This is a genomic window from Corynebacterium suedekumii, assembly GCF_030252185.1.
Classification (GTDB): domain Bacteria; phylum Actinomycetota; class Actinomycetes; order Mycobacteriales; family Mycobacteriaceae; genus Corynebacterium; species Corynebacterium suedekumii.
Genome location: NZ_CP126970.1, coordinates 869,008 through 893,780 on the forward strand (window position 1 = coordinate 869,008; position 24,773 = coordinate 893,780).

29 protein-coding genes and 1 pseudogene are annotated in these 24,773 nt (G+C 68.0%); 22 read left to right on the forward strand and 8 right to left on the reverse strand.

The window, feature by feature from the left end:
- Positions 1–2 precede the first annotated feature (2 nt).
- The gene (locus tag QP029_RS04245) at positions 3–1,331 is read right to left on the reverse strand and encodes a M20/M25/M40 family metallo-hydrolase (protein WP_284875599.1); all 1,329 of its coding nucleotides are present in this window, start codon (positions 1,329–1,331) and stop codon (positions 3–5) included.
- Between the two features lie 104 nt (positions 1,332–1,435).
- Between QP029_RS04245 and bioB the strand changes: the two genes are divergently transcribed.
- From bioB to QP029_RS04270, 5 genes are all read left to right on the forward strand, one after another.
- A complete protein-coding gene (gene bioB / locus QP029_RS04250) occupies positions 1,436–2,431 on the forward strand; it encodes a biotin synthase BioB (protein WP_284875600.1) in 996 nt (331 codons plus the stop codon).
- Complete coding sequence (gene bsaP / locus QP029_RS04255) at positions 2,431–2,601, forward strand: biotin synthase auxiliary protein BsaP (RefSeq protein ID WP_284875601.1); 171 nt, start codon at positions 2,431–2,433, stop codon at positions 2,599–2,601. Before bioB ends, bsaP begins: the two co-directional genes overlap by 1 nt.
- A gap of 73 nt (positions 2,602–2,674) precedes the next feature.
- Positions 2,675–2,914: an antitoxin gene (locus QP029_RS04260; protein WP_284875602.1), complete on the forward strand. Its 240-nt coding sequence runs from the start codon at positions 2,675–2,677 to the stop codon at positions 2,912–2,914.
- Positions 2,915–3,033: 119 nt separating this feature from the next.
- Positions 3,034–3,327: a hypothetical protein gene (locus tag QP029_RS04265; protein WP_284875603.1), complete on the forward strand. Its 294-nt coding sequence runs from the start codon at positions 3,034–3,036 to the stop codon at positions 3,325–3,327.
- Complete coding sequence (locus QP029_RS04270) at positions 3,324–3,488, forward strand: hypothetical protein (protein WP_284875604.1); 165 nt, start codon at positions 3,324–3,326, stop codon at positions 3,486–3,488. Before QP029_RS04265 ends, QP029_RS04270 begins: the two co-directional genes overlap by 4 nt.
- A gap of 4 nt (positions 3,489–3,492) precedes the next feature.
- Here QP029_RS04270 and QP029_RS04275 read toward each other — a convergent pair whose 3' ends face one another.
- The gene (locus QP029_RS04275; protein WP_284875605.1) at positions 3,493–4,917 is read right to left on the reverse strand and encodes a succinic semialdehyde dehydrogenase; all 1,425 of its coding nucleotides are present in this window, start codon (positions 4,915–4,917) and stop codon (positions 3,493–3,495) included.
- Between the two features lie 12 nt (positions 4,918–4,929).
- Between QP029_RS04275 and QP029_RS04280 the strand changes: the two genes are divergently transcribed.
- From QP029_RS04280 to QP029_RS04300, 5 genes are all read left to right on the forward strand, one after another.
- Positions 4,930–5,673 carry an SDR family oxidoreductase gene (locus QP029_RS04280; protein ID WP_284875606.1) on the forward strand — a complete coding sequence of 248 codons (744 nt, stop codon included), beginning with the start codon at positions 4,930–4,932 and terminating at the stop codon, positions 5,671–5,673.
- A 74-nt stretch (positions 5,674–5,747) separates the two neighbouring features.
- Entirely contained in the window at positions 5,748–6,398 is a 651-nt protein-coding gene (locus QP029_RS04285) for a hypothetical protein (RefSeq protein ID WP_284875607.1), read from the forward strand.
- A complete protein-coding gene (locus tag QP029_RS04290) occupies positions 6,395–6,856 on the forward strand; it encodes a helix-turn-helix domain-containing protein (protein ID WP_284875608.1) in 462 nt (153 codons plus the stop codon). The genes QP029_RS04285 and QP029_RS04290 overlap by 4 nt, the downstream gene beginning before the upstream one ends.
- Before the next feature lie 168 nt (positions 6,857–7,024).
- On the forward strand, positions 7,025–8,377 hold the full coding sequence (locus tag QP029_RS04295; RefSeq protein ID WP_284875609.1) for an aspartate aminotransferase family protein: 1,353 nt from the start codon (positions 7,025–7,027) through the stop codon (positions 8,375–8,377).
- Between the two features lie 74 nt (positions 8,378–8,451).
- Positions 8,452–9,642, forward strand: a complete 1,191-nt coding sequence (locus tag QP029_RS04300; RefSeq protein WP_284875610.1) for an ATP-binding protein — start codon at positions 8,452–8,454, stop codon at positions 9,640–9,642.
- 68 nt (positions 9,643–9,710) lie between these two features.
- Here the strand turns inward: QP029_RS04300 and QP029_RS04305 are convergent, their stop codons facing one another.
- A complete protein-coding gene (locus QP029_RS04305) occupies positions 9,711–9,989 on the reverse strand; it encodes a hypothetical protein (RefSeq protein ID WP_284875611.1) in 279 nt (92 codons plus the stop codon).
- 44 nt (positions 9,990–10,033) lie between these two features.
- The gene (locus QP029_RS04310; RefSeq protein WP_284875612.1) at positions 10,034–10,315 is read right to left on the reverse strand and encodes a hypothetical protein; all 282 of its coding nucleotides are present in this window, start codon (positions 10,313–10,315) and stop codon (positions 10,034–10,036) included.
- A 124-nt stretch (positions 10,316–10,439) separates the two neighbouring features.
- Here QP029_RS04310 and QP029_RS04315 point away from each other — a divergent pair, with 124 nt between their 5' ends.
- Entirely contained in the window at positions 10,440–11,393 is a 954-nt protein-coding gene (locus QP029_RS04315) for a Sir2 family NAD-dependent protein deacetylase (RefSeq protein WP_284875613.1), read from the forward strand.
- Here the strand turns inward: QP029_RS04315 and QP029_RS04320 are convergent.
- The gene (locus QP029_RS04320; RefSeq protein WP_284875614.1) at positions 11,390–12,313 is read right to left on the reverse strand and encodes an esterase/lipase family protein; all 924 of its coding nucleotides are present in this window, start codon (positions 12,311–12,313) and stop codon (positions 11,390–11,392) included. The genes QP029_RS04315 and QP029_RS04320 overlap by 4 nt on opposite strands.
- Positions 12,314–12,367: 54 nt before the next feature.
- On the opposite strand from QP029_RS04320, the gene QP029_RS04325 reads away from it, so the two are divergent.
- From QP029_RS04325 to QP029_RS04340, 4 genes are all read left to right on the forward strand, one after another.
- A complete protein-coding gene (locus QP029_RS04325) occupies positions 12,368–12,880 on the forward strand; it encodes a ferritin (protein ID WP_284875615.1) in 513 nt (170 codons plus the stop codon).
- 40 nt (positions 12,881–12,920) lie between these two features.
- The gene (gene amn, locus QP029_RS04330) at positions 12,921–14,348 is read left to right on the forward strand and encodes an AMP nucleosidase (protein ID WP_284875616.1); all 1,428 of its coding nucleotides are present in this window, start codon (positions 12,921–12,923) and stop codon (positions 14,346–14,348) included.
- A 446-nt stretch (positions 14,349–14,794) separates the two neighbouring features.
- The gene (locus QP029_RS04335; protein ID WP_284875617.1) at positions 14,795–15,346 is read left to right on the forward strand and encodes an RNase H family protein; all 552 of its coding nucleotides are present in this window, start codon (positions 14,795–14,797) and stop codon (positions 15,344–15,346) included.
- 152 nt (positions 15,347–15,498) lie between these two features.
- Positions 15,499–16,266, forward strand: a complete 768-nt coding sequence (locus tag QP029_RS04340) for a hypothetical protein (protein WP_284875618.1) — start codon at positions 15,499–15,501, stop codon at positions 16,264–16,266.
- A gap of 70 nt (positions 16,267–16,336) precedes the next feature.
- On the opposite strand, the gene QP029_RS04345 is transcribed toward QP029_RS04340, so the two are convergent.
- A complete protein-coding gene (locus tag QP029_RS04345) occupies positions 16,337–16,615 on the reverse strand; it encodes a DUF1540 domain-containing protein (RefSeq protein ID WP_284875619.1) in 279 nt (92 codons plus the stop codon).
- 281 nt (positions 16,616–16,896) lie between these two features.
- Here QP029_RS04345 and QP029_RS04350 point away from each other — a divergent pair, with 281 nt between their 5' ends.
- From QP029_RS04350 to QP029_RS04360, 3 genes are read left to right on the forward strand one after another with little or no spacing between them, the layout of a single operon-like run.
- Positions 16,897–17,952, forward strand: coding sequence for a TRAP transporter substrate-binding protein (locus QP029_RS04350; protein WP_284875620.1), 1,056 nt, complete (start codon positions 16,897–16,899; stop codon positions 17,950–17,952).
- Positions 17,953–17,957: 5 nt separating this feature from the next.
- Entirely contained in the window at positions 17,958–18,596 is a 639-nt protein-coding gene (locus QP029_RS04355; protein ID WP_284876149.1) for a TRAP transporter small permease, read from the forward strand.
- Positions 18,596–19,912 (forward strand): TRAP transporter large permease, encoded by a 1,317-nt coding sequence (locus QP029_RS04360; RefSeq protein ID WP_284875621.1) that lies wholly within the window; start codon positions 18,596–18,598, stop codon positions 19,910–19,912. The genes QP029_RS04355 and QP029_RS04360 overlap by 1 nt, the downstream gene beginning before the upstream one ends.
- Positions 19,913–19,930: 18 nt before the next feature.
- Here QP029_RS04360 and QP029_RS04365 read toward each other — a convergent pair whose 3' ends face one another.
- On the reverse strand, positions 19,931–20,671 hold the full coding sequence (locus QP029_RS04365; RefSeq protein WP_284875622.1) for a FadR/GntR family transcriptional regulator: 741 nt from the start codon (positions 20,669–20,671) through the stop codon (positions 19,931–19,933).
- Positions 20,672–20,773: 102 nt separating this feature from the next.
- Here QP029_RS04365 and QP029_RS04370 point away from each other — a divergent pair, with 102 nt between their 5' ends.
- The 4 genes and pseudogenes from QP029_RS04370 to QP029_RS04385 all read left to right on the forward strand — a co-directional run bounded on the left by QP029_RS04370 (position 20,774) and on the right by QP029_RS04385 (position 24,259).
- The gene (locus tag QP029_RS04370) at positions 20,774–21,577 is read left to right on the forward strand and encodes a (Fe-S)-binding protein (protein ID WP_284875623.1); all 804 of its coding nucleotides are present in this window, start codon (positions 20,774–20,776) and stop codon (positions 21,575–21,577) included.
- Positions 21,574–23,053 (forward strand): annotated as a pseudogene (locus QP029_RS04375) (LutB/LldF family L-lactate oxidation iron-sulfur protein). The gene QP029_RS04370 and the pseudogene QP029_RS04375 overlap by 4 nt, the downstream one beginning before the upstream one ends.
- The gene (locus QP029_RS04380) at positions 23,046–23,657 is read left to right on the forward strand and encodes a LutC/YkgG family protein (protein WP_284875624.1); all 612 of its coding nucleotides are present in this window, start codon (positions 23,046–23,048) and stop codon (positions 23,655–23,657) included. The pseudogene QP029_RS04375 and the gene QP029_RS04380 overlap by 8 nt, the downstream one beginning before the upstream one ends.
- A 44-nt stretch (positions 23,658–23,701) precedes the next feature.
- Positions 23,702–24,259 (forward strand): NADPH-dependent FMN reductase, encoded by a 558-nt coding sequence (locus QP029_RS04385; RefSeq protein WP_284875625.1) that lies wholly within the window; start codon positions 23,702–23,704, stop codon positions 24,257–24,259.
- Between the two features lie 9 nt (positions 24,260–24,268).
- Here the strand turns inward: QP029_RS04385 and QP029_RS04390 are convergent, their stop codons facing one another.
- The gene (locus QP029_RS04390) at positions 24,269–24,763 is read right to left on the reverse strand and encodes a hypothetical protein (protein ID WP_284875626.1); all 495 of its coding nucleotides are present in this window, start codon (positions 24,761–24,763) and stop codon (positions 24,269–24,271) included.
- Between the last annotated feature and the right edge of the window lie 10 nt (positions 24,764–24,773).

Here is a 24,773-nt window from a genome sequence, read left to right on the forward strand (position 1 = left end):
CCTCACACCCCGAGGAAGCGGCGGGCCAGGGAGCGGTAGGCCTGCACGGTGAGGTCGAGATCCTCGAGGTCGATGTGTTCGTCGTGGGTGTGGAGCTGGGCGAAGACGTCGCCGAGGGTGCGTTGGCGGGCGTGGAGGGCGAAGCCGTAGCCGACGCCGCCGAGGCGACGGCCGAAGCGCAGGTCGGAGCCGCCGGCGGCGACGGTGGGGACGACGGGCACGCCTGGGAAGAATTCATCGAAGGTGGCGAGGAGGGCGTCGTAAAGCGGGCCGGAGGTGGGGGAGACGGTGGCGGGTTCGGTGATGAGGTGCTCGATGCGGACATCGTCGGCGAGGTCGCCGAGGGCGTCGGTGAGGATGGCGTCGACGTCGTCCTGGGTCGTGCCCGGCAGGGGGCGGATGTCGAGTTCGAGGATCGCCGAGGAGGGCAGGACGTTGATGGCGCTGCCGGCGCGGACCACGGTCTGGGAGATGGTGAGGCGGGACAGGGCGTGGGCGTAGCGGGAGAGTTCACCGAAGTGCTCGAAGGCGGTGGTGTCGGTGCCGTCGAGAAGTGCCTGTTCCACCTCGGGGGAGAAGCGGAAGGCGCGGACGAAGCCCTGCCAGAGCGGGTCCTCGGACACGGGGACGTCGATGAGCGCGATGCGGCGGGCGACCTCACCGATCTTCGCGATCGCCGATTCCCGCCCGTAGGGGTTGGAGCCGTGTCCGGCATCGCCGGTGACGTGGAGGCGACGCTGGGCGGCACCCTTCTCGCCGACGACCAGGACCAGGGCATCGGAACCGTCAGCGACCGGCAGGTGGGAGCCGCCGGTCTCGGAGAGACAGTTGCGCCAGGAGAACGCGTCCGGGTGTTCCTCGGACAGCCACTTCGCGCCCAGGCCGCCGCGGGCCTCCTCGTCGGCCACGCCCACGAAGTGCAGGGTGCCGGTCGGGCGGCCGGAGCGGGCGACGTCGCGGGTGACGGCGGCCATAGTGGCGGTGATGAACAGCATGTCCATGGCGCCGCGGCCGTAGAGGCGGCCGTCGATGATGTCGGCGCCGAAGGGGTCGGTGGTCCAGCGGTCCGTGTCGACGGGGACGACGTCGGTGTGCCCGAGCAGTGTCAACGGCTCGGCGGCCGGGTCGGTGCCGGGGACGGTGACGACGATGGTGACCCGACCGGGGGCGGACTCGTAGCGCGCGATCTCCACACCGGGGGTGTCGGCGAAGAAACGCTCGAGGGTGTCGGCGTTGCGGACCTCCTGCCCCGAGGACGGGGTGAGGTCGTTGACGCAGGCGTTGCGGATGAGCTCGCGGAGCAGGTCGAGGGTGTCGTCATAGAGGGACATGGGATTCCACCCTAATCAGTCGTTGTCGGACGCGGTATTGAACACCGTTCAGATACACTGCCCTGAACACCGTTCAACTCACACCCGACAACCAGGGGCAGCCCATGACCGACATCCTCGCCCGCGCCCGCAGCATCGCCCTCGACCGGGGCGAGGGGCTGTCCGAAGCCGACCTGCTCGAGGTCCTCCAACTCGACGACGACCACCTCCCTGAGCTTCTCGACCTCGCCCACCAGGTGCGCCTGCGCTGGTGCGGCGAGGAGGTGGAGATCGAGGGCATCATCTCGCTCAAGACCGGCGGCTGCCCCGAGGACTGCCACTTCTGCTCCCAGTCCGGCCTGTTCGAGTCCCCGGTGCGCTCGGTGCAGCTCGACATCGCCGAACTCGTCGAGGCCGCGAAGCAGACGCAGAAGACCGGCGCCACGGAGTTCTGCATCGTCGCCGCGGTCAAGGGTCCGGACGAGCGCCTCATGACCCAGCTCGAGGAGGCCATCGCCGCGGTCCGTGCGGAAGTGGACATCAACATCTCCGTCTCCGTCGGCATCCTCACGCCTGCGCAGGTGGCCCGCCTCAACGCCGCCGGCGTGAAGCGCTACAACCACAACCTCGAGTCCGCCCGTTCCTTCTTCCCGCAGGTGGCCACCACCCACACCTGGGACGACCGGCACCGCACCCTCGAACTCGTCCGCGACGCCGGCATCGAGGTCTGCTCCGGCGGCATCCTCGGCATGGGCGAGTCGCTGGCGCAGCGCGCCGAGTTCGCCGTCCAGCTCGCCGCCTTCGCCCCGGAGGAGGTGCCCGTCAACTTCCTCGATCCACGCCCCGGCACGCCGTTCGCCGACCGCCCGCTTATCGACGCCCCCGACGCCCTCCGCGCCACCGCCATGTTGCGGTTCGCCATGCCCCGCACCACGCTGCGCTTCGGCGGAGGGCGCGAGCTCACGCTCGGCGACCTCGGCGTGGAGAAGGGCCTGCAGGGCGGGGCGAACGCCCTCATCGTGGGCAACTACCTCACCACGCTGGGCCGGCCGATGGAGCGCGACCTCGACATGCTCGAGGGTCTGCGCATCCCCATCAAGGCCGTCGGCCAGGTCATCTGATGGATGAGCTTGCCGCAGGAATCACCACCGGGGAGCTCACGCTGGCCGACGTGCCCGTGTACGAACCGCCCCGTCGCTGCCCGATCTGTCAGCGGCGCATGACGGTCCAGGTCCGGCCCGACGGCTGGCGGGCGCGGTGTTCCCGGCACTCCGTCCTCCTGGACAAGTGACGTGGCGCACAGGGGTAGGGGGCGGTATTTTCGGGGGCGTACCCGCACTCAACGACCGGAAGGACCGACCACCATGGGCATCATGGACAACGCCAAGGGCAAGGCCAACGAGTTCCTCAACAGCGAGAAGGGCGAGCAGAAGACCGACGACCTGATGGACAAGGGCGCCCAGCACGCCACCGACCGTCTCGGCGAGGACAAGGCCGAGCACATCCAGAAGGCACGCGACGCCGCGGACGACCACATCGGTGGCGTCGACAACGAGACCGACGCCCCCGCCTCCGAGGACCCGCAGGCCGACGACCGCCCGTAGCCCCCACTTTCATCCATCGACGCGCCGACCTGCCCCGGTCGGCGCTCTTTTCATGGCGCCGGTCACAGCGCAGGCGTATTTTGGGGACTCCCGGACACCCCCGAGAAAGGACCAGTGTCATGAGCCTCATCAGCAAGGCCACCCGCGCCGCGACCCGATTCCTCCAGACGGAGAAGGGCCAGCAGGTTTCCCGCCAGGTCATGGACAAGGCGGGAAAGATCGCCTCCGACAAGCTGGGCAAGGGGAAGAACCCCTCCGGCACCACTCCCGGTGGCCCCGGAGATCCCGCGAACCCCGACCCCACCACCCGGCCCGGAACCCAGCCGGTGACCAACCCCGACCCGGTCACCCAGCCCGACCCCGAGTACGTCCCCGAACCGACCACCCCGCCCGAGCGAACGGATCAGCCATGACCCACCCGGACACCAACCCCGACCGCCCAGCTGACATCGAGGAGATCGAGGACATCGCCGGAGAAGCCGTGCGCGACGCCGACGAGGCGGAGGCCGCCGAGCTCGGCGAGGCCGCCGCGTCGGAGGAGGTGGACATCCCCGCCGCGCAGGATGAGCCCTGACCCGCTACCGCAGGATCCGCTTACCCGCCTTGAGCACCGACGTCAGGGTGGTGGCGTAGGACTCGGCTGACATCCCCGCCGGCCCGCGCAGGGGCAAGAGCCGCTGCACGGCGACCGTGCGGGGTTCGGTGTATTTGAGCAGGCCGTCGTCCGCGTGCCGGCGGCCCACACCGGAGGCCTTCCAGCCACCCATCGGCGCGTCGACGGACGCCCAGGCGGCGGCGAAGCCCTCGTTGATGTTCACCGTGCCGGAGTGGAGTGTCGACGCCACCTCCCGGGCGGTGCCCACCGACCCCCACACCGAGGCGTTGAGGCCGTAGGCGGAATCGTTCGCCCGGGCCACGGCCTCATCGTGGCTGGCCACCGTCTCCAGGTAGACGACGGGGCCGAAGACCTCGTCGTCGTGCAGCTCGGCGTCGGCGGGCACGTCCGCCAGCACCGTCGGGGCGTAATAGGTGGGGCCGAGGTCCGGGAGGGCACGGCCCCCGGTGAGGGGGCGGGCGCCGGCGGTGACGGCGGCGTCGACAAGCGAGGAGACCCGGTCCAGCTGATCGGTGGAGATGAGCGCCCCCATGTCATCGGTCCAGGCCTGGCCGAGACGCATCGCCTGCGTGAGTTCGACGAAGCGGGCGGTGAACGCGTCGGCGACGGCCTCGTGCACGTAGATCCGTTCGACGGAGATGCACAGCTGGCCCGCGTTGGAGAAGCACGCCGTCACCGCCCCCTGTGCCGCGCGTTCGACGTCCGCGTCGGCGCACACGATGAGCGGATTCTTGCCGCCGAGCTCCGCCGAGAAACCGATGAGCCGCTCACCCGCCTGCGCCGCCAGCTTCCGGCCGACGGCGGTGGAACCGGTGAACATGAGGTAGTCACACTCCGCGACGATTCCCTGCCCCACGGTCTCACCGGAACCCTCGACGACCTGCATGACCTCCCCGGGCAGGCCGGCCTCCTCCAGGAGCCGGAGGGCCAGCTGCGCGGTACGTGGGGTCTTCACGTCGGGCTTGAGCACGACCGCATTACCGGCCAGCAGGGCCGGGATCGCATCCGAAATGGCAAGGCTCAGCGGGTAGTTCCACGGGGCGATGATGCCCACCACCCCCACCGGGTCCCGCTCCACACGGGTCTGCGTGAGCAGCGGCAGCGCCCCCTTCACCCGACGGTCCTTGAGCAGCCGGGCGGCGCGGTAGGCGTAGTGGCGGGCGGTGATGGCCACGTCCATGACCTCGTCGAACGCGTCCGAACGGGTCTTGTTGGTCTCGCGCTGGATGACGTCGAGCAGCTCCTCCTGCCGGTCCAGCACCAGGTCATGGAAGGCGAGCATGATGCGTTTCCGGTCCGGAATCAGCGTGGTGGCCCACTGGGCCTGGGCGCGCCGGGCACGGAGGAAGGCGTCACGGACATCTGCGGTGGCGGTCGCGGCAGTCATAGGATCAACGGTATGCCATCCATCTTCATCTCGGGCGCCGCCACAGGTATCGGCCGCGCCGTCGCCGAACGATTCCTCGCCGAGGGCTGGACCGTCGGCGCCTACGACATCGACCCGGTGACCTGGTCCGATGAGGTTGTCGCGGGCCATCTCGATGTCCGCGACGCCGCGTCATGGGATGCGGCGCTGGCGGACTTCGCCACCCACACCGGCGGGCGTATCGACGTCCTGGACAACAACGCCGGCATCATCATCGACGGTCCGCTCGCCTCAGCCGCGGTTGCCGACGTGGAGCGTCTCCTCGACGTCAACTGCCTCGGCGTGGTGCTCGGCGCCCGGACCGCGTTCCCGTACCTGCGCGGCGGCGGCACCCTGGTCAACATGTCCTCGGCCTCCGCGATCTACGGCCAGCCCGACATCGCCGCCTACTCGGCGTCCAAGTTCTTCGTCTCCGGCCTCACCGAGGCGCTCGGCCTGGAATGGCGACGGGAGCAGATCCGCGTCATCGACATCAAGCCACTGTGGGCGAAGACCAAGGTCGCCGACGTTGACGCCGCCTCCGTCCGCCGCCTCGGCGTCCGCATCACCCCGGAGCAGGTCGCCGACGCCGTGTGGGACGCGGTCCATCCGCGGGGACGCTGGGGCCGCGCCAAGGTCCACCACGGGGTCTCCCGCCTGGACAAGGCCCTGGCCCTGGGGCGCAAGTCCGGCTCGGACCGCATGGCGAAGGTGATCACCCGATTCCTGGCGGGGTAGGGGTGGAGATGGATTATCGGATCAGATAAGATTGGGACATGGCAGATAGTGTGAGGCCCAGCGTCGATCCGCTGATGCACAAGATCCTGGCGTCGGCGGCCCGCCTCCAGGAGGTCGTGCCCGACGCTGTCCGGGTCGGGGGAACCGCAGTGGGCCTCTACGCCCATCACCGGGTGTCCTTCGACCACGATCACGTACTCACGGATCTGGTGTCCCGGTACGACACCGTTCTCCAGGCGATGGAGGACACGGAGGGATGGGTCCTGGCGCAACGCTACTCCCGACCACCGGTGACCATCATGGGCAGCCTTGACGGCGTGGAGGCCGGCCTGCGGCAGCTACGACGCGCCCGACCACTCGAAGTGGAGGAGGTCGCACTGGGAGACGGTCGAACGGTCACCGTGCCCACCTTCGACGAGATGCTCCGGATCAAAGCGTGGCTGGTGCTGCAACGACGATCCGTCCGCGACTACCTCGACGTGGCGGCGCTCATTGACGCCGGTTCAGTAGACCGCGCGACTGGGGCGCTGCGCGGCATGGACGATTTCTATGACGCCGGAGAACCGGAAACGGTGACCGTGCGGCTCGCCGAGGCACTCATCAGTCCGAGCGTGTCCGACCCCCGTGTCCTGGACGACCTGCCCCGCTACCGGAACCTGGACAGAAGGTGGCACGACTGGTCAACGGTCGAGGCGCTGTGTCGGAAGGTGGGGGCGCGGCTATGACGATGACATTCCGCAATGTTGACGCACACGTTGATGATGATCCGGCCTCCTGGCCTTTTGAGGCGAAGATCATCGCCGTCGAGCGGGGCGTCCTCTCCCACTACCACCGGATTGTCCGCGCCTGTCGACGGGATCCGCAGGTGGCGCAGGAGTTCCTCGAGGCGTGCGATGTCCTCGGCCGGGAAGGTGGTGCCGGGGTCGTGGCGTACCTCATCGAGGGCTCCGATGAGGGGAGCCACCGCCGTGCCTGCGCGTTCGATATGCGGCGCGCGGTGGAGATGTCCGGGTTGTCTCAGAACCAGGTGGCTGAAGTGTTGGGGACCTCGGCATCCCGCCTGTCGACCTATCTCGCCGGACGCGTCGTACCCTCCGCCGTCATGCAGGAACGCATTCTGGCCCTCGCACCGCCGAAACCCTGGCCGGTCGGTGTGCTGCCCAGTGCGAGCATGGCGGGGTAGGCGTGTACACAGATCCGTTCATTCTGGACGGGGTGAGGACTATTTCCGCAGGTCACCATTCTCGACGCCGGAAAGATGAACGAATCTGTGCACGAGGGTCACGGGAGCGATCCCGACTTCCCGGTTAGGGTGGGACACACAGCCGTCCCGCAGAAGGAGAAACGACCCATGACCACCCCGAACCCCGAGGAAGGCCAGCGGGCCTTCGAGCTCGACCGCGCCCACGTCTTCCACTCCTGGTCCGCCCAGGACAAGATCACCCCGATGCCGGTGGCGGGTGGCCGGAACGCCGTGTTCTGGGATTACGAGGGCAACGAGTACCTCGACTTCAACTCCCAGATGGTCAACGTCAACCTCGGGCACCAGCACCCGACGCTGGTGAAGTCCATCCAGGACCAGGCGGCGAAGCTGAGCACGATCGCGCCGGGCTTCGCCAACGACACCCGCTCCGAGGCCGCCCGCCTCATCACCTCGGTGGCACCGGAGGGTCTCAACCACGTTTTCTTCACCAACGGTGGCGCGGAGGCGGTGGAGAACGCCGTGAAGATGGCCCGCATCCACACCGGACGCGACAAGGTCATGGCCGCCTACCGCAGCTACCACGGCGCCACGGCCACCGCTATCACGCTCACGGGTGAACCGCGCCGCTTCAACAACCGCCACACCGACTCCGGCGTCGTCCACTTCATGGGGCCCTACACCTACCAGTCGCCGTTCTGGTCGGAGTCCGAGGAGCAGGAGTGCGAGCGCGCGCTGGCGCACCTCGAACAGCTGATCATCCTCGAGGGCTCCCACACCATCGCCGCGGTGATCATGGAGCCGGTCGTCGGCGGCATGGGCGTCATCGTCCCGCCGAAGGGCTACCTCAAGGGACTCAAGGAGATCTGCGACAGGTACGGCATCCTCTTCATCGCCGACGAGGTCATGGTCGGTTTCGGCCGATGTGGCACCTGGTTCACCTTCGACAACTTCGACGTCACCCCGGACATCATCACCTTCGCCAAGGGCTCCAACTCCGGGTACGTCCCCCTCGGTGGTGTGGTCATGTCCGATGCCATCTACGAGACCTTCGCCGAGAAGGTCTTCCCCGGCGGGCTCACCTACTCCGGTCACCCGCTGGCGTGTGCCCCGGTGGTGGCCACCTTCGAGGTGTTCGAGGAGGAGAAGATCCTCGACCGCGTCAACGACCTCGCCGACCGCGTCATCCGTCCCCGCCTCGAGGCGATGCGGGAGAAGCACGCCATCGTCGGTGACGTCCGCGGCCTGGGCATGTTCTGGGCGATTGAGCTGGTCAAGAACAAGCAGACCCGCGAGCCCCTGGTGCCCTACAACGCGCAGGGTGACGACGCGAAGCCGATGAACGAGTTCGCCGCTGCCTGCAAGAAGGCCGGCCTGTGGCCGTTCGTCGGCATGAACCGCACCCACGTCGCCCCGCCGCTGACCATCCCGGAGGAGGATCTCATCCGCGGACTGGACATCATCGACGAGGCACTCGAGGGACTGGCCACGTACGCGGAGTAGGGCCGGCGCGGTCTTTTGTAAAAGAATAAAAAAGATGTAAAGCCGTACAACGTCCGGGGCGGTAGGTTGGGAGTATGGCCCGCAAATTCAACCCGTTTCGCGCAACTCTAGGTGCTACCCCACCGGTGCTTGTAGGTCGCAGTGATGTTCTCGAGGACTTTGCCCTGGCGTTGGACGAAGGGCCCGGGTCGCATGAACGGGTCACTTTGATCACAGGTGCTCGAGGCATCGGTAAGACAGTGCTGCTCAATGCATTCGAAAATGCCGCCACCGAGCGAACCTGGTGGGTGATCAGTGAAACTGCCACGCCCGGGTTCGTGAATCGGATCCGGGATACTGCCTACCGTCGCATGGTCGGTCATCTCCGCGAGCACCGGCAACGGCTCAGTTCCGTCACTTTGGGCGGCTACTCACTTAACTGGGAGAACGCCGAGTCACATCGCCCCGACACCACTTTGAGAGACGTGCTGACTGAATTCCTGGATCTCCAACGGCAACTCGATGCGAACCTGAGACAGGACCCCGTGGGACTACTCATCACGCTGGATGAATTGCACTATTCAGTCCGTGATGAAGTCCGTGATTTCGGTGCAACGATCCAGCACCTGGTGAGAGAGGACGCGGAGATCGCTGTCGCGATGGCCGGAATTCCAGGTGCTATTAGGCCACTACTGGCTAGTAATGACGCGCAGAATCCAGTGACATTTCTACGTCGGGCGAACCGCGTGGAGCTGGGGGCAGTCCAGGACGTGGAGGTGGAGCTCGGACTCGTCGGGCCGGTGGAGGATATCGGTGGGCGGTGGGCTTCAGACGCACTCGCGGTAGCGGTGTCCGCCTGTGGTGGCTACCCGTTCATGATCCAGCTGGTCGGGCAATGGTCGCTCCGATTCTCCGATGGTGACGTCGTCTATCGTGAAGCCGCAGATCGAGGGGTGGCGAAGGCGCAGCGCAAACTTGGGCAGCTGGTTCATGAGCCCGCACTGGAAGATCTTTCCGATGTCGACAGAACGTACCTAGCAGCGATGGCGCGTGATGACGGGCCATCGCGGACAGCGGAGGTTGCGACTCGGCTGGGAGTGACCGCGCAATACGCTAATCAATATCGGCGTCGTCTGATAGAGGCTGAGATGATTCGTTCGGTTGCTCAGGGATACGTCGAGTTCGAGTTGCCGTACATGCGCGACTATCTCAGGGGACACATCGTGAATGAGGCCTTCGATGCCGTACTGGGAGAAGAGGAGCAGCCCCGTATCCCCGGGCTATGAGTCAGGTGCAGGGGTAGCAGGGTCGTCGATGCTCGGCTGGCGGACCTCCCGCGCCCTGTTTGCCCAGATCAGCCGATCGGCCCGATGACCTGCGAGAGCAGGGAAACGGTGTCGAGGATGACGTTGAGGTCGCCGGCGTCGACGATGACCTGGCCGATCTCGACGTTGACGGGTCCGACCAGGGACGAACCCTGCGGGAACACCGTGATCTGGGTGGGGGTGGTGTTGGTCTGGACGTTGATCGAGTCATCGACACCGGCGCTGGCTGCCGGGGCGAGGGCGGCCGCGCCCAGCGTCACGGAGAGGGCGGCGGTGGCGATGGCAGTGTAGCGGGACGTGCGGGTCATGGGAGGGACTCCTTGCGTGGTCGGTGTTTTATGCGGGGGAGGGGTCAGCGGGCGATCGGGCCCTGGACCCAGGAGAGCAGCGACACGGTGTCGAGGATGGCTGTGACGTCGCCGGCGTCAAGAATGAGCGAGTCGATCTGTGCGTTGACCGGCCCCACAGCGGAGGACCCGAGGGGGAACACAGTGATCTGGAAGGGATCGCTGTTGGTCTGCACGTTGATGGCGTCGTTCGGGGCGGCCGCGGCAGCCGGAGCAAGGGCGGTCGCGCCCAACGCAACGGAGACGGAAGCGGCGACGAGAGCGGTGTGACGAAGAGTGCGGGACACGGGTCCTCCTATAAGAGACAGCGAATGTCATTACCACCGTAAACGAAGTCCCGGCTGCGCCGGTCCTCCGCTGCCCGCGCCATGGAACCTGCTGGTCACCGAGGTGAGGGGTAGGGTTGCGGTCGTGACCACCCCGCTTTCCGACGCCCCCTTCCCCGACCCCGGCATCAACGACTCGCATCGCGCGGCGCTGCGCTCCATCGCCCGGGTGGTGGAGGAGACGGCCACGCCGACGCCGCCGGGGCAGGCACTGGAACAGATCGTCGACCAGTTGCGGCATGGCCCGGCGCTGGTGCTCACCGGGGCGGGCGTGTCCACGGATTCCGGCATCCCGGACTACCGGGGCCCACGCGGCAGTCTCAGCCGGCACCGGCCGATGACCTTCCAGGAGTTCAGCCATGACAGGGCGGCGTCGCACCGCTACTGGGCGCGCAGTTTCGTCGGGTGGCGGCAGATGGACGTGGCGGGGCCGAATCGGACCCATTACGCGCTGGTGGAGCTGGAGCGGGCCGGGGTGATCGGCGGGGTGGTGACCCAGAACGTCGACGGGCTGCACCGGCAGGCGGGGACGGAGAATCTCGTGCACCTGCACGGGGATCTGGACACGGTGATGTGTCTGGACTGTCATCACCGGGAGGACCGGCACGAGTTCGATGAACGGCTGGAGGACGCCAATCCCGGGTACCTCGAGTCCATCCTCCTCGACCCGGAGATGGTCAACCCGGACGGTGACGTGACGTTGCCGCAGGCCACGGTGGACCGCTTCCGGATGGTGGGGTGCGCGCGGTGCGGGTCGCCGCGGTTGAAGCCGGACGTGGTGTATTTCGGTGAGCCGGTGCCGGCGGCGCGGAAGGAGCGGGCGTCGATAATGCTGGGGCAGGCCGCCTCGCTCATCGTCGCCGGCTCCTCCCTGGCGGTGATGAGCGGTTACCGGCTGGCGTTGGATGCGCGGCAGCAGGGCAAGCCCGTCGCGGTGATCAATGGTGGTCCGGGGCGGGCGGACCGGCACGCGACCACGCTGTGGCGCACGCGCGTCGCCCCGGCGTTCGACGACCTGCTCGACGCCCTCGATCTCTAGTGCGGGATGCCGTCGAGGGCATCGCGGACGATGCGGCGCACGCGGGCGTCGGTGGGCATCTCCACGTGGAGGATCCGGGCCTTCGGCGCGACGTCCTGGACGAAGAGGTTGGTGATGTCGGCGTCCGGGTCGGCGGAGTGGAGGAAGCAGCTGTCAGGGGGTTGGATGATGGCGTCATAGCGTGTGGCCACGCACGTGTAGCCCACCCCCTCCTCCACGTCGCCGTCGGCGTTGATCTCGGCGAGTACCGGGTGGCCGGTGATCAGTTGGAACCCGGAGGGGCCGAACCAGGACTGCACCGCCGAGTTCATCATCGATTCGGCGACACGGGTGGTGAGCACCGAGGAGAGCATCCCGCCCATCGTCGTCCCGTGGTTCGGGGCAGCCAGGCACACCAGGTGCCGCACCTTCGGGGCGCCGTCGAACACGCGCATCCAGTAGCGGGCGAGCACCCCACCCTGCGAGTGGCCGACGAGCACCGCCTGCCGCGCCCCGGTGATGGTGAGCACCGCGTCGATGTACGCGCCGACCTGTTCGGCCGACTCCTCGACCGGCAGGGTGCAGCGGTTGCCGAACTCCGGCGCGAACACCGCCCACCCGTCCGTCCGCAGCTCCCAGGCGAGCTTCTCCCAGATGCCGTTGGTGTCGCCGGTGCCGTGGATGAGGATCACCGGCCACGGGCGGTCCGCGGTGGGGCGGGCGCGCCAGTCATCCTCCACGTGCCCGCGCGCCGGGAGGCGGGCGCCGAGCGGGAACGCGCTGGAGGGGATGTGGCGTTCCACGGGAGAGTGATCGGCGGTGGAGGGGTCTGCGGTGGTGTCCTGCGCGGCGTCGATACGCCGGGGGATGCGGGTGGGCAGGTAGCGGGTGATGCGGTTGCTCAGGTCGCGCTGGAGTTCAGCCAGGTAATCGGTGGCCATGACCCCACCATAGTGGTGGGTGACACGGGCCACAGATGTGCCTAGCATGGGCGTATGAACATGGACAAGAAACTCCGAGACGCAATGAACGACCAGGTCATCGCCGAGCACCAGGCCTCCCTCATCTACAGCCAGCTCGCCTATGATCTTGACGCCCAGAGTTTCACCGGCCTGAGCACGTGGATGGCCGCCCAGGCCGACGAGGAACGCGTCCACGCGAAGAAGCTCGCCGACCACCTGCTGGCCCGCGGCGAGAAGGTCGAGCTCGGCACCGTGGAGGTGCCGCCGCTGCACGCCGATTCCCCCGTCGCCGCCTTCCGCGCGGCGCTCGGGCACGAGCAGAAGGTCTCGGAGATGATCCGCAACCTCGCGCGCGTCGCCGACGAGGTCCACGACTTCGACAGCCGCGCCCTCATCAACTGGTTCCTCAACGAGCAGATCGAGGAGGAGGCCACCGTCTCCGAGATCGTCGACCAGCTGGTCCTCGTCGGGGACAACGGCTCCGGCCTGTTGCGTATCGACGCCGAGCTGGGCTCCGAACGCACGCCCGCCCCGGGCCCGCAGTAACCCGGAATCGGCACTACCCTGGCGGCCAGGAGGACGCACCGTGACCGCTGACGAACTGACCCAGGTGACCGACGTCGACGAGGCCATCGACCGCCTCGTCGATCTCTACGACGAATCCGCCGCCCTGGCGCGCACCATCCTCGACGAGGGCACCTACGTCGACTACCGCGACGTCGTCTACCCCAGGGTCGTCGTCGACGTGAAGGAGTGGCGGCCCATCGACCGCTCCGAACCCTTCGGCTACGTCGACGAGGCCGGCCGCTACGCCGCCACCCTCTCCAAACCCCACCTCATGCGCGGCTACCTGCACGAACAACTCAGCCGCCTGACCGGCAACTACCCCTGCGACATCTTCGTCGGGCCCTCCGAGGAACGCATCCCGCCCGAGTACATCCGCGGCGTCGAAGGCGTGTCCGAGGCCCGCCGCGCCGGTGACAGCGCCAAGGCCATTCCCCGGCCCACCCTCGACCACGTCCACGACGGCATCATCGACAGCGACTGGGACGCCTTCCACGGGCCCGAGAAACCCCTCTTCCACTTCGGCCCCCAGCGTTTCGACATCGCCTGCGCCCGCATCGAGCACTACACCGGCATCGAGGTCGACTCCCTGCAGAAGTTCATCCTCTTCACCAACTACGCCATGCACACCACCGAATTCGTCGAATTCGGTTTCGAACAGCTCCTCGAGGACGGCTCCCGCTACACCTCCCTCGTCCTGCCCTCCGGCCGCGAGATCAGCCGCGACCACGCCGCGCGTATCGACGCCGCCGAACTCGACCTCGGCTCCGCCTACCAGATGCCCCGCTACGACCTCTGCACCCGCGACGGCGACGGCATCACCATGCTCAACATCGGCGTCGGCCCCTCCAACGCCAAGACCATCACCGACTGCCTCGCCGTCCTGCGCCCCGAAGCCTGGATCATGATCGGCCACTGCGCCGGCCTCGACGGCCGCATGCGCATCGGCGACCTCATCCTCGGCAACGCCTACCAGCGCCAGGACCACATCCTCAACGAACGCATCAGCCGCGACATCCCCATCCCCGCCGTCCCCGAGATCCAACGCGCCCTCGAAGCCTCCGTCGAGGCCATCTACGGTGACGACAAATCCCTCATGCGCACCGGCACCGTCCTGTCCACCGACGACCGCAACTGGGAATGGAAGACACCCCGCGACCTGTGGGAATGGCTCCGCGGCTCCACCGCCGCCGCCGTCGACATGGAATCCTGCGCCCTGGCCACCAACGGCTACCGCTACCGCGTCCCCTACGGCACCCTCCTCTCCGTCTCCGACCTCCCCCTGCACGCCGTCCCCAAACTCCCCGCCCAGGCCCAGGCCTTCTACTCCAACTCCAAGGAGGCCCACGTCATGTGCGCCGTCCGGGCAGTGGAAGCTCTGGCGCGCAATCCCGAGCGGCTCCGCACCAGGAAACTGCGGCGCACGATCGGTGAGGTGCCGTTCAGGTAGAGGCTCGCGAGCCTGTTCGAGGATGCGCCGAGTCGTGTCGTCGGCCCGGGGGAGGCTTTCCCCATGAACGTCACCACCATCCCCGTCGCCGTCCTCCACCACCGCACCTTCGCCGAGCGTCACCAGCCGGAAGCCGAGATCCTCGTGGCCCACGCCGTGGACGGAGGATCCGTGACCACCGTCTGGCACCGGCTGGATGACTCCGGACCACGTGGTCGAATCATCGACGCCTTCCTCGACCTGTGGGCACAGCACCGGGACACCGGGTTCATTCTCTACGTCTCCGATCCCGTGGTCCGGAACCTGCTGAAGGAACAGGCCGGGACGTTCCCGGGGCTCATCGTGCGCGACGTGGTCAGCGGCGAGCGCCTGACCGGGACCTGGCGACGATGCCGGAACGAGTTCGAACGCGAACGCGTCACCCGCGAGCCCGTGCCGGTGCGGCGGTGTTCTCCGGTGGACGCCGCCCCGCTGGTCATCGCCACCGACGCCTCCCGGGGCAGCCGGGGAAGGAGACGGGGCTGGGCGTCGTCACCTCCGCGGGCAACGTCTCCCTGGCTGCCATCCGTACGAAGACGGTGCTCGCAGGTGAGTTCGCGGCCGTGGACCTCGCCCTCCGGAAGTGGTGGCAGCGGACCTGGACCATGGACATCCTCACCGACTCCCAGCTGGTGTGGCGCCGCCTCAACCAGGAGGACCTGCTGGCCACCCAGGGTCGCAGCCCGGAGGAGTCCCGATGCCTGCACCGTCTGCATGACCTGCGCCGCAAGGGTGTGACGGTCCGGGTGCACTGGGTTCGCGGGCACAACGGCCATCTGCTCAACGAGTTCGCCGACCGGGCCGCCGTCGCGGCCCGCCGCTCCTCCGAGTGGGACCTGGCGGCGGACAACGGTATCGCCGCCCGGCTGCAGACGGAGCTGTGTCAGGCGCTGGCGGGGGACGCCGGGCACCTGATTCCGGCCGGGAGGTCCGGGAACCACCTGCCGGCGGCGGTCTGACACCGGAATCAGCACTGACGTCTGACACCGGGGCCGAATTCGGCCGGATTCCCGCCCGGTGTCAGACGTTGGAGCCGAAATTTTCTCGCGGAACCCTTGACCCGCCCCGACCCGTGTTCTAGGTTAGCCTTACCTTAGGTAAGGGAGAACACATGGCAAGCACGATCACCTACGCCGAGAACACCGCTCGACGTATCCTGTCCGGCACCGGAGCACTGGCTCTGGTGCCGTACCGCGTTGACCCTGCCCGGTCCGTCCCCGCTCTCGGTCACGGCGTGGACGAGCAGGGGAGGATCATCGTCGTGTGCACCGCCGATGAGGCGGAGCGCATGGGGGATACGCCGGTGCGGATCGACGGGGTGAAGAAGGGCATGGAGGTGGACGTCGACATCATCGCCGCCAGCATCCACGCCCTCGGGTTGGTCACCTGGTGTGAGCCTGACATCGAGATTCCCGGGCTCGGAATCGAGGCGTCGCCCTACCTGAGGTTCGGCATCGTGGACACGGAGACCCTGTTCATCCGCACCCCGCACGGCACCACGCGGTGCGAGGTGGCGGACCTGTGGCTCGGGGAGATGGTCCCGGATGAGATCACCCGGCGGGAATTCGACGCCCGGGACGAGATCACCCGGCTCACCGACCGACAGCTCGCCGGCCTGGTCACCGGCGTGTTCGTCGGGATGATCCCGGGTGTGGTCCTCTCCGATCAGGAGCAGCCGATGTGTGCGGGTCTGCAGCATCGGCTGGCCGTGGTTGACGTCGACCGCTCCGGCATCGTCGTCATGGAGACCACCGATGTCCGGGTGATCACCGTCCTGGTGCGCTTCCCGCATCCGGTGTCCACCCTCGAAGGCCTGGCCCGGGCCGTGGACGCCCTGGCCGCCCAGACCTCGGTGCGGGACGCCTCACCGCGTATCTGATACCCGTCAACCGAGGAACGCGCGGGACCCTGGAGACAGGGTTCCGCGCGTTTCGCCGTTCAGGAAAAGGTCAGCGTGCTGAGTAGTCGGCACAGGTGGCGGCGTCACCGGTGATGGAGATGCCGGAGGCGGTGCACATCAGCGCCTCATTGTGGGTGCAGTCGAGGCGTTGACAGGCGCCGACCTGGCCGTGGGCGTCCGAGAGGCCGGCCCGCAGGTCGAGGGTGGTGAAGGTGTCGCACGCCGCGGTGTCGGCTCCGCCGACGGTGATGGCGAAGGCGGTGCAGCCCTCGTTGTTGAAGGCGCAGGCGGTGGTGGTGCAGGACGAGACCTGGGTGATGGTGGACATGGTGCGAATCTCCTTGAGCCGAAAAGCTGGACAGGTGTTCCGCGTATCTGATGTGACCCGATTCTAACCGCGGTGACTAGCGCAAACAAGGAAGGTGAGGCTGCGCTTCGCGCGGTGTGGGGGGACCACGGCGGCGTCGATAAGCGGGCGTGATCTCCGACGCCTGCCCCGTTCGGGTGTGGCCCACGACATTTTTGATGCTATCTATTGCCTGTGGCACGCTAATGATAGTTTCATTGACCTATTGCGCGGCACCGAGCCGCCCTTAGAACGGAGCACACGTGCGTACACGAGGACCCCTCACCCTCGGCGCCACGGCTGTCCTGGCATTCGGTCTGGTGTCGTGCGCCGACCTCGGCGGACTGGACCTGGACACCGTCGGAGCCCCCGACAAAACCACCTACGTCAAACTCGCGCTCAACCAGTCGGAGAGCCACCCCAGCTTCATCGCGCTGGAGAACCTCTCCAAACGATTCGAGGAACGCACCGACGGCCGCTGGGTCATCGAGGTGTTCCCCAACGAGCAGCTCGGATCGCAGCAGGAGGTGCTGCAGTTCGTCATGTCGAGCGCCATCGAGATGGCGATCGTCTCCGGCACCCAGCTGGAGAACCTCAACAAGGACTTCCAGGTGCTCAACATGCCCACCACCTTCGGCTCCGTCGACCACCAGATGAGCGTCGTCCGTGACCAGGACCTCATGGAACCGCTGTTCACCAGCCTGGAGGACCAGAACATCTCCGTCATCGGCGGATTCACCCAGGGCAGCCGCAGCATCTACACCTCCGACTCGCCGGTGCTCACGCCGGCGGACATGGCCGGCCGGAAGATCCGCGTCCAGGAATCCGACATGCACATCCGCATGATCCAGCTCATGGGCGGCTCCGCCACCCCGCTGTCCTACGGCGAGGTGTACACCGCCATTCAGTCCGGCGTCCTCGACGGCGCCGAGAACAACGAGGTCAGCTACGTCACCCAGAACCATTACGAGGTGGCCGAGCACTGGAGCCAGACCGAGCACCTCGTCGGCCTGGACTACATGGTCATGCGCCACGACCTGCTCGAGGCCATGAGCGAGCAGGACCGGGACGCCTTCCTCGACGAGTGGGACAAGGCCATGGTCGAGCACACCGACCTGTGGAACGCCGAGACGGCCCAGGCCATCGAGGACGCCAAGGCCGGCGGGGCGACCTTCCACGAGGTCGACCGGGCCGCCTTCCAGGAGGCGCTCGCACCCATCAAGGACGAGTTCCTCACCACACCGTTCCAGCGGGAGCTGTTCGACAAGGTGCGCGCCGCCGACACCGCTGAGTCCACCGACCCGGAAAGTGGCGAGTGATCACCGTGCACAACCTCAAGAAGCCCCTGCTCTCCCTCCTCGGGATCCTGAGCATCATCCTGTTCGCCCTGCTCGTCTGCGTGACCGTGTGGCAGGTGTTCACCCGCCAGGTGCTGGACAATTCCTCGACGTGGTCGGAGGAGCTGTCGAAGATTCTGTTCGTGTGGCTGTCCTTCATCGGCTCGGCCTTCCTCTTCGGAGAGCGCGGTCACATCGCCGTCGACTTCATCGCCCGCCGCTTCGGCCCCCGGGCCCGGCGGGTCCTGGCCATCGTCGTGCAGGTGGTCATCATCGCCTTCGCGCTCGGCGCCATGATCTGGGGCGGCTACCTCGCCTCCTCGATCGCGTGGAATCAGAACCTCACCGCCCTGCCGTTCACCATCGGCTGGGTCTACCTGGTCATTCCCGCCGCCGGTGTGTTCATCACCGTCTTCGCCCTCATGGATCTCATCGCCCTGTGGCGCGGTGAGGAGGAGCCCTACCCGGAGATCGAGGATCCGGAGGAGCCGCTGCGTCCGCAGGAGGCCGCTGAGGTCAGCGCGGTTGCCACCGAGTCAGCTCCGGCCTCGGCGCCGGCGTCGGCCCCGGGATCCACCCCTGCCACGTCCGCCCCGCACACCGCACCGGAAGGTGGTCGGAAGTAATGCTGTCCCCCATGGCGGTCGCCGCCCTCATCCTGCTCATCGGCATCGTGCTGCTCATCATCGCCTCGGTGCCCATCGCCGTGGCCATCGGCATGTCCTCGCTGCTCGCGGCGATGGCGGTCCTCGGTCCGGAGAACGCCGCCCAGGCCGCGGCGCAACGCATGTTCACCGGCACCAACTCCTTCAGTCTGCTGGCCATCCCCTTCTTCGTCCTGGCGGGTTCGCTCATGAACTCCGGTGGCATCGCCGGACGGCTCATCGACGCCGCGAAGGTCCTCGTCGGCCGCCTCCCGGCGTCGATGGCGCAGACCAACATCGTCGCCAACGCCATGTTCGGCGCCGTCTCCGGCGCGGCCGTCGCCGCCGCCTCCGCGGTGGGCACCGTCATGACCCCGCGGATGAAGGAGGACGGGTACTCCCGTTCCTACGCCGCGGCCGTCAACGTCGCCTCCGCCCCCTCGGGCATGCTCATCCCGCCGTCGAACACCTTCATCGTCTACTCGCTGGTGTCCTCGACGTCGATCGCGGCCCTGTTCATGGCGGGTGTCGGCCCGGGCCTGCTGTGGGTGATCGCCTGTCTCATCGTGGGCACCCTGCTGGCGCGGAAGGAGAACTACCGCCGCGACGTCGCCCGGCCGAGCTTCTCGGTCGTGCTGCTCACCCTGTGGCGGGCCGTGCCGTCGTTGCTCATGATCTTCATCGTCATCGGCGGCATCCTGCTCGGCTGGTTCACCCCGACCGAGTCGGCGGCCATCGCCGTGGTCTACTGCCTGGTCCTCGGCTTCGCGTACCGGGCGATCCGGGTGCGTGATCTGCCGGACATCCTGCTGCGGGCGACCCGGACGACGTCGATCGTCATGCTGCTGGTGGCGGTGTCCTCCATCCTGTCCTGGGTCATGGCGTTCGCCCGGATCCCGCAGATGATCTCCTCGGGCCTGCTCGCGGTGTCCGACTCCAAGGTGGTCATCCTGCTCATCATGATGTTCATCCTGCTGCTCATCGGCACGTTCATGGACCCCACCCCGGCGATCCTCATCTTCGTGCCGATCTTCCTGCCGGTGGTCATGGAGCTCGGAGTGGACCCGGTCCACTTCGGCGCCATGGTGGTGATGAACCTGTCCGTGGGCGTGATCACCCCGCCGGTGGGCAACGTGCTCTTCGTCGGTGCGCAGGTGGCGGGTCTGCGGATCGAGTCGGTCATCGCGAAGCTGTGGCCGTTCCTCGTGGCCATCATCATCGCCCTGTTCGTCGTGGTGTTCGTGCCGCAGATCTCGCTGTGGCTGCCGGAGACGATGGGCCTGATGGGCGCCGGTTAACCGCAGGCTAACCGCCGGTCAACTGCGCTCCGGGGTGGTGTCGCCCATCTCGGGCGCGAGCTCCGAGAACCACAGGATGTGCTGCCGCAGTCGCGCGGCGGCGTCCTCGCCCCGGCGGTCCATCACGGCGTCGAGAATCCCGTGGTGCTGGTCCTGCAAGGAGCAGCTCACGGAACGCCAGTCGGGCAGCTCGGCGACGGTCTCCCGGACGTAGCCGATGGTGGCCTGGCGCAGCGAGTCCATGACCGTCTCCACGACGACGTTGCCGGCCAGGGACGTGAGCAGGATGTGGAATTCGGCGTCGCGTCGGTGGAACTCGTCGGCGGACATGTCCGGATCGTCCATCGTCGCCAGCAGCTTCGCCGCCCGGGACAGGGCGGCGGTGCGTTCGGGGGTGTCGGGGGCGAGCGCCCCTTCGACGGCGGCCTGGGTCTCCAGGAGGAGGCGGGTGGCCACGATGTCGCCGACGGGCAGGGAGCGGGTGGCCACGTGCAGTCGTAGGGCCCAGGACAGGGCGGCGGAGGGTTCGGAGATGACCACGGCGCCGGCGGTGGGGCCGGAGCCGGTGGCGGAGCGGACCAGCCCCATGGCGTCGAGGACGCGGATCGCCTCCCGGACGGAGGCCCGGGAGATGCTGAAGTTCTCGGCGAGCTGGCGTTCGCCGGGGAGTTTGTCGCCGACGGTGATCTCTCCGGCGCGCAGGCGCTCCTCCAGCCAGTCGAGGACGACGGTGTAGGCGCGGGGGGTGGCGGGAGGCATGCGGACAATCTTAACCCGCGAGAATACGCGGACCGTTCCCGGTTGCGTGACCCGCGTCACCGACCTATTATGGTCAGACCACAGACGCCTCCCGGAGGACCCATGAGAATCGCCCTGTTCTCCACGTGCATCGTGGACGCCATGTACCCACGGGTGGCACTGGCCACCGTCCGCATCCTCGAACGCCTCGGCCACGAGGTGATCTTCCCGCCCGGCCAGGGCTGCTGCTCGCAGATGCACGTCAACAGCGGCTACCTCGATGACGCGCTGCCCGTCGTACGCAACCACGTCCGTGCCTTCGCCGACGCCCGTTTCGACGTCGCCGTCGCCCCCTCCGGTTCCTGCGTCGCCTCCCTCGGCCACCAGCAGCCCATGGTCGCCCGCGCCGGCGGGGACGAGGCCCTCGCCCGGGAGGCCGCCGAGCTCGCGGGCCGCACCTACGAGCTCTCCCAGCTGCTTGTCGACGTCCTCGGGGTCACCGACGCCGCCACTGACCTGGGGTCCTGGTTCCCCCACACCGTCACCTACCACCCCTCCTGCCACGGCACCCGCCTCCTGCGCCTGGGCGACCGGCAGTCGGACCTGCTGCGCACCGTCGGGGACATCGACTACCGCGAGCTGCCCGACGCCGCCGAATGCTGCGGTTTCGGCGGCACCTTCTCCCTGAAGAACCCGGACGTCTCCGGCGCGATGGCGGAGGAGAAGATCGGCAACATCGTGGCCAGCGGGGCGTCGATATGCACCGGCGGTGACGCCGCCTGCCTCCTCCACCTGGGCGGGGCGATGCGGAAGCGGGGGAGCGGGCCCACGACCCTGCACCTGGCGGAGATCCTCGCCGCCACCCGTGAGCACCCGCTCGACCCGACCAGCTACGACCACTCCATCCCGGAAGGGGCCCGGCGATGAGCCCCACCCCGCTCGGCCTGCCCGTCGCCCGTCCCCCGGTCCACGGCCACGGCAACCTCCACGCGGAGACCGCCTTCCCCGCCGCCGCGAAGGAGCAGATGCGCAACGAACAGATGCGCGCCAACATCCACCACGCCACCCACACCATCCGCGCCAAGCGGGCCAACGTCACGGCCGAGCTGCCCGACTGGGAGGCCCTGCGGGACGCCGCCTCGGCGATCAAGCAGGACGTCGGCGCCCGCCTGCCGGAGCTGCTGGAGGAGTTCGAGGCCAACCTCACCGCCCGCGGCGCGCACGTCCACTGGGCGCGTGACGCCGCGGAGGCCAACGAGATCGTCGCCGACCTCGTCCGTGCCACCGGGGTCGACGAGGTGATCAAGGTCAAGTCCATGGCCACCCAGGAGATCGGCCTGGACGAGTACCTGGCGGGGGAGGGGATCGCGGCGATCGAGACGGACCTGGCGGAGCTCATCGTCCAGCTCGGCCACGACAAGCCCTCCCACATCCTCGTGCCCGCGATCCACCGCAACCGCGACGAGATCCGGGAGATCTTCCTCAACGAGATGCCCGGCGTCGACGCCTCCCTGTCCACCGAGCCCGCCGAGCTCGCCGACGCCGCCCGCACCCACCTGCGGGAGAAGTTCCTGTCCACCTCCGTGGCCATCTCGGGGGCGAACTTCGGTGTCGCCGACACCGGCACGCTGGCCGTCGTCGAGTCCGAGGGCAACGGACGGATGTGTCTGACGCTGCCGGACACCCTCATCACCGTCATGGGCATCGAGAAGCTCGTCCCCACCTTCGACGACCTGGAGGTGTTCCTCCAGCTGCTGCCGCGGTCCTCGACCGGCGAGCGGATGAACCCCTACACCTCCATGTGGACCGGAGTGACCCCCGACGACGGCCCCCAGGACGTCCACGTCATTCTCCTGGACAACGGCCGCACCGCCGTCCTCGACGACCCGGCCGGCCGCTCCGCCCTGCACTGCATCCGCTGCTCCGCCTGCCTCAACGTCTGCCCCGTCTACGAGCATGCGGGCGGCCACGCCTACGGCTCGACCTACCCCGGGCCCATCGGGGCGATCCTCTCGCCGCAGCTCACGGGCATCACCTCCGCGGAGAACGCCTCCCTGCCGTTCGCTTCCTCCCTGTGCGGGGCGTGTTACGACGTCTGCCCCGTCAAGATCAACATCCCCGACATCCTCGTCCATCTCCGCGCCCAGGCCGTCGAGGCGGAGAATCACACGATCCCCAGCCAGATGGACCTGCTCATGAAGGGCGCGTCCGTCCTCATGTCCCGCGGCCTGTTCATGTCGGTGGCCGAACGCCTGCTCCCGCTCGGCCACCTCGTCGGCCGCCGCGGCATCGGCTGGCTGCCCAGCATCGCCGGCGGGTGGGCGCAGGAGCGAGATCGTCCCCACCCCACCGCGGCAGTCCTTCCGTCACTGGTGGGCATCCCAGGAGGCCGACAATGACTGACGCCAAGACCGAGATCCTCGCCCGGATCCGCTCCTCGCTTATCGACGCCCCCGCGTCCCCCACCATCCCCCGCACCTACCGCCGATCCTCGGCACTGGGGCGTGAGGAGATCCTCGACATGCTCGAGGACCGGCTGGTGGACTACCGGGCGGGCGTGTACCGGGAGACCGCGGAAACCCTCCCCGGTCGTGTGGCCGCCCTCCTGGGCGACGGCGCACGGGTCGTGATCCCCGCCGGCCTGCCGGGAGGATGGGTGCCGGCGTCGGTGGAGGGGGTCGTCGATACGCAGCTGAGCGTGCGCGAGCTCGACGCCCTCGACGCCGTGCTCACCTCCTCCACCGTCACCTGCGCCGAGACCGGCACCATCGTCCTCACCGCGCGGGAGGATGAAGGCCGCCGCGCCATCTCCCTGGTGCCCGACCACCACATCTGCGTCGTGCCCGCCGACTCCGTCGTCGAACTGTTCCCCGAGGCCCTGGCGCGTGTCGAACCCACCGCGCCGATCACCATGATCTCCGGGCCGTCCGCCACCTCCGACATCGAACTCGAACGCGTCGAGGGCGTGCATGGGCCCAGAATGCTCGACGTGATCATCCTGGCCTGACGTATCGTCGGCCCTGTCCCCACTGACCACACCAGGAGGAACACATGACCCGCATCGCCATCATCGTTGGCAGTACCCGCCCCAGCCGCAACGCACCCGCCGTCGCCGACTGGGTGTACGAGAATGCCCAGGACCGCACCGACGCCGAGTTCGAGCTCGTCGACATCGCCGACTACGACCTCCCGCTTCTCGACGAACCCAACCCGCCCGCCATGGGCCAGTACGAGAACGAGCACACCAAGAAGTGGGCGGAGAAGATCGCCTCCTTCGACGGCTACATCTTCGTCACCCCCGAGTACAACCACTCCGTCCCCGGCGCCCTGAAGAACGCCGTCGACTACCTCTACGCGGAGTGGAACAACAAGGCCATCGGCTTTGTCTCCTACGGCTCCGCCGGCGGCACCCGCGCCGTCGAGGCCTGGCGCCTCATCGCCGCCGAACTCCAGATGGCCGACGTCCGCGCCCAGGTGTTCCTCACCTTCGCCAACGACTTCGCCTCCATGAGCGAGTTCACCCCGACCGAGGGCTCCACGGTTGCTCTCGAGGCCGTCTACGACCAGGTCGTCTCCTGGTCCGAGGCGCTGAAGACCGTGCGCTCCTAGTTTTTCCGTTCAGCGTGCCGGAACCGGGCAACTCCGCTCCCGCCGCACCCGCATGACCAGCGCCGCCGTCAGCAGGAGAACCGAGCCGGCGGCGAGGAACGGCTGGACGGGTCCGAAGAACTGCAGGGCACCGGTGTAACCGAGGGCCAGCAGGACGAGCTTGTTGCACACCGGGCAGCCGACCGCGAAGAAGGTGAGGAACGCACCGGCCGCGCCGAGTTTTCCACCCCGGTCGGGGTCTTCGCCGTCCTTGCGGGCGACGTAGGTCGCGGCGACCAGCCCGGCCAGAAGGCTCGTGACAATGAGGACCGGCCACGCCCAGGACGTCATCGGGACGTCCCGGTTGAACCACGGGTTCGGGATGAGCACGGTGGGCACCGCGATGACCACGACGGTGACCAGCGCGGTGGCCAGGGCGAACCACCACCGGCGGGCGGGCCAGGTTCGCAGCTCCTCGGCGACGCTGCGGCGGGGAGTGGTGGGGGACAGGACGGGCGTCGACACGCGGGATTCC

What these genes read in the sequence shown, in the direction of transcription:
- QP029_RS04245 (WP_284875599.1), bottom strand. Translation starts at nt 1,331, where the DNA reads ATGTCCCTCTATGACGACACCCTCGACCTGCTCCGCGAGCTCATCCGC.
- bioB (WP_284875600.1), top strand. Translation starts at nt 1,436, where the DNA reads ATGACCGACATCCTCGCCCGCGCCCGCAGCATCGCCCTCGACCGGGGC.
- bsaP (WP_284875601.1), top strand. Translation starts at nt 2,431, where the DNA reads ATGGATGAGCTTGCCGCAGGAATCACCACCGGGGAGCTCACGCTGGCC.
- QP029_RS04260 (WP_284875602.1), top strand. Translation starts at nt 2,675, where the DNA reads ATGGGCATCATGGACAACGCCAAGGGCAAGGCCAACGAGTTCCTCAAC.
- QP029_RS04265 (WP_284875603.1), top strand. Translation starts at nt 3,034, where the DNA reads ATGAGCCTCATCAGCAAGGCCACCCGCGCCGCGACCCGATTCCTCCAG.
- QP029_RS04270 (WP_284875604.1), top strand. Translation starts at nt 3,324, where the DNA reads ATGACCCACCCGGACACCAACCCCGACCGCCCAGCTGACATCGAGGAG.
- QP029_RS04275 (WP_284875605.1), bottom strand. Translation starts at nt 4,917, where the DNA reads ATGACTGCCGCGACCGCCACCGCAGATGTCCGTGACGCCTTCCTCCGT.
- QP029_RS04280 (WP_284875606.1), top strand. Translation starts at nt 4,930, where the DNA reads ATGCCATCCATCTTCATCTCGGGCGCCGCCACAGGTATCGGCCGCGCC.
- QP029_RS04285 (WP_284875607.1), top strand. Translation starts at nt 5,748, where the DNA reads ATGCACAAGATCCTGGCGTCGGCGGCCCGCCTCCAGGAGGTCGTGCCC.
- QP029_RS04290 (WP_284875608.1), top strand. Translation starts at nt 6,395, where the DNA reads ATGACGATGACATTCCGCAATGTTGACGCACACGTTGATGATGATCCG.
- QP029_RS04295 (WP_284875609.1), top strand. Translation starts at nt 7,025, where the DNA reads ATGACCACCCCGAACCCCGAGGAAGGCCAGCGGGCCTTCGAGCTCGAC.
- QP029_RS04300 (WP_284875610.1), top strand. Translation starts at nt 8,452, where the DNA reads ATGGCCCGCAAATTCAACCCGTTTCGCGCAACTCTAGGTGCTACCCCA.
- QP029_RS04305 (WP_284875611.1), bottom strand. Translation starts at nt 9,989, where the DNA reads ATGACCCGCACGTCCCGCTACACTGCCATCGCCACCGCCGCCCTCTCC.
- QP029_RS04320 (WP_284875614.1), bottom strand. Translation starts at nt 12,313, where the DNA reads ATGGCCACCGATTACCTGGCTGAACTCCAGCGCGACCTGAGCAACCGC.
- QP029_RS04325 (WP_284875615.1), top strand. Translation starts at nt 12,368, where the DNA reads ATGAACATGGACAAGAAACTCCGAGACGCAATGAACGACCAGGTCATC.
- QP029_RS04340 (WP_284875618.1), top strand. Translation starts at nt 15,499, where the DNA reads ATGGCAAGCACGATCACCTACGCCGAGAACACCGCTCGACGTATCCTG.
- QP029_RS04345 (WP_284875619.1), bottom strand. Translation starts at nt 16,615, where the DNA reads ATGTCCACCATCACCCAGGTCTCGTCCTGCACCACCACCGCCTGCGCC.
- QP029_RS04360 (WP_284875621.1), top strand. Translation starts at nt 18,596, where the DNA reads ATGCTGTCCCCCATGGCGGTCGCCGCCCTCATCCTGCTCATCGGCATC.
- QP029_RS04365 (WP_284875622.1), bottom strand. Translation starts at nt 20,671, where the DNA reads ATGCCTCCCGCCACCCCCCGCGCCTACACCGTCGTCCTCGACTGGCTG.
- QP029_RS04370 (WP_284875623.1), top strand. Translation starts at nt 20,774, where the DNA reads ATGAGAATCGCCCTGTTCTCCACGTGCATCGTGGACGCCATGTACCCA.
- QP029_RS04380 (WP_284875624.1), top strand. Translation starts at nt 23,046, where the DNA reads ATGACTGACGCCAAGACCGAGATCCTCGCCCGGATCCGCTCCTCGCTT.
- QP029_RS04385 (WP_284875625.1), top strand. Translation starts at nt 23,702, where the DNA reads ATGACCCGCATCGCCATCATCGTTGGCAGTACCCGCCCCAGCCGCAAC.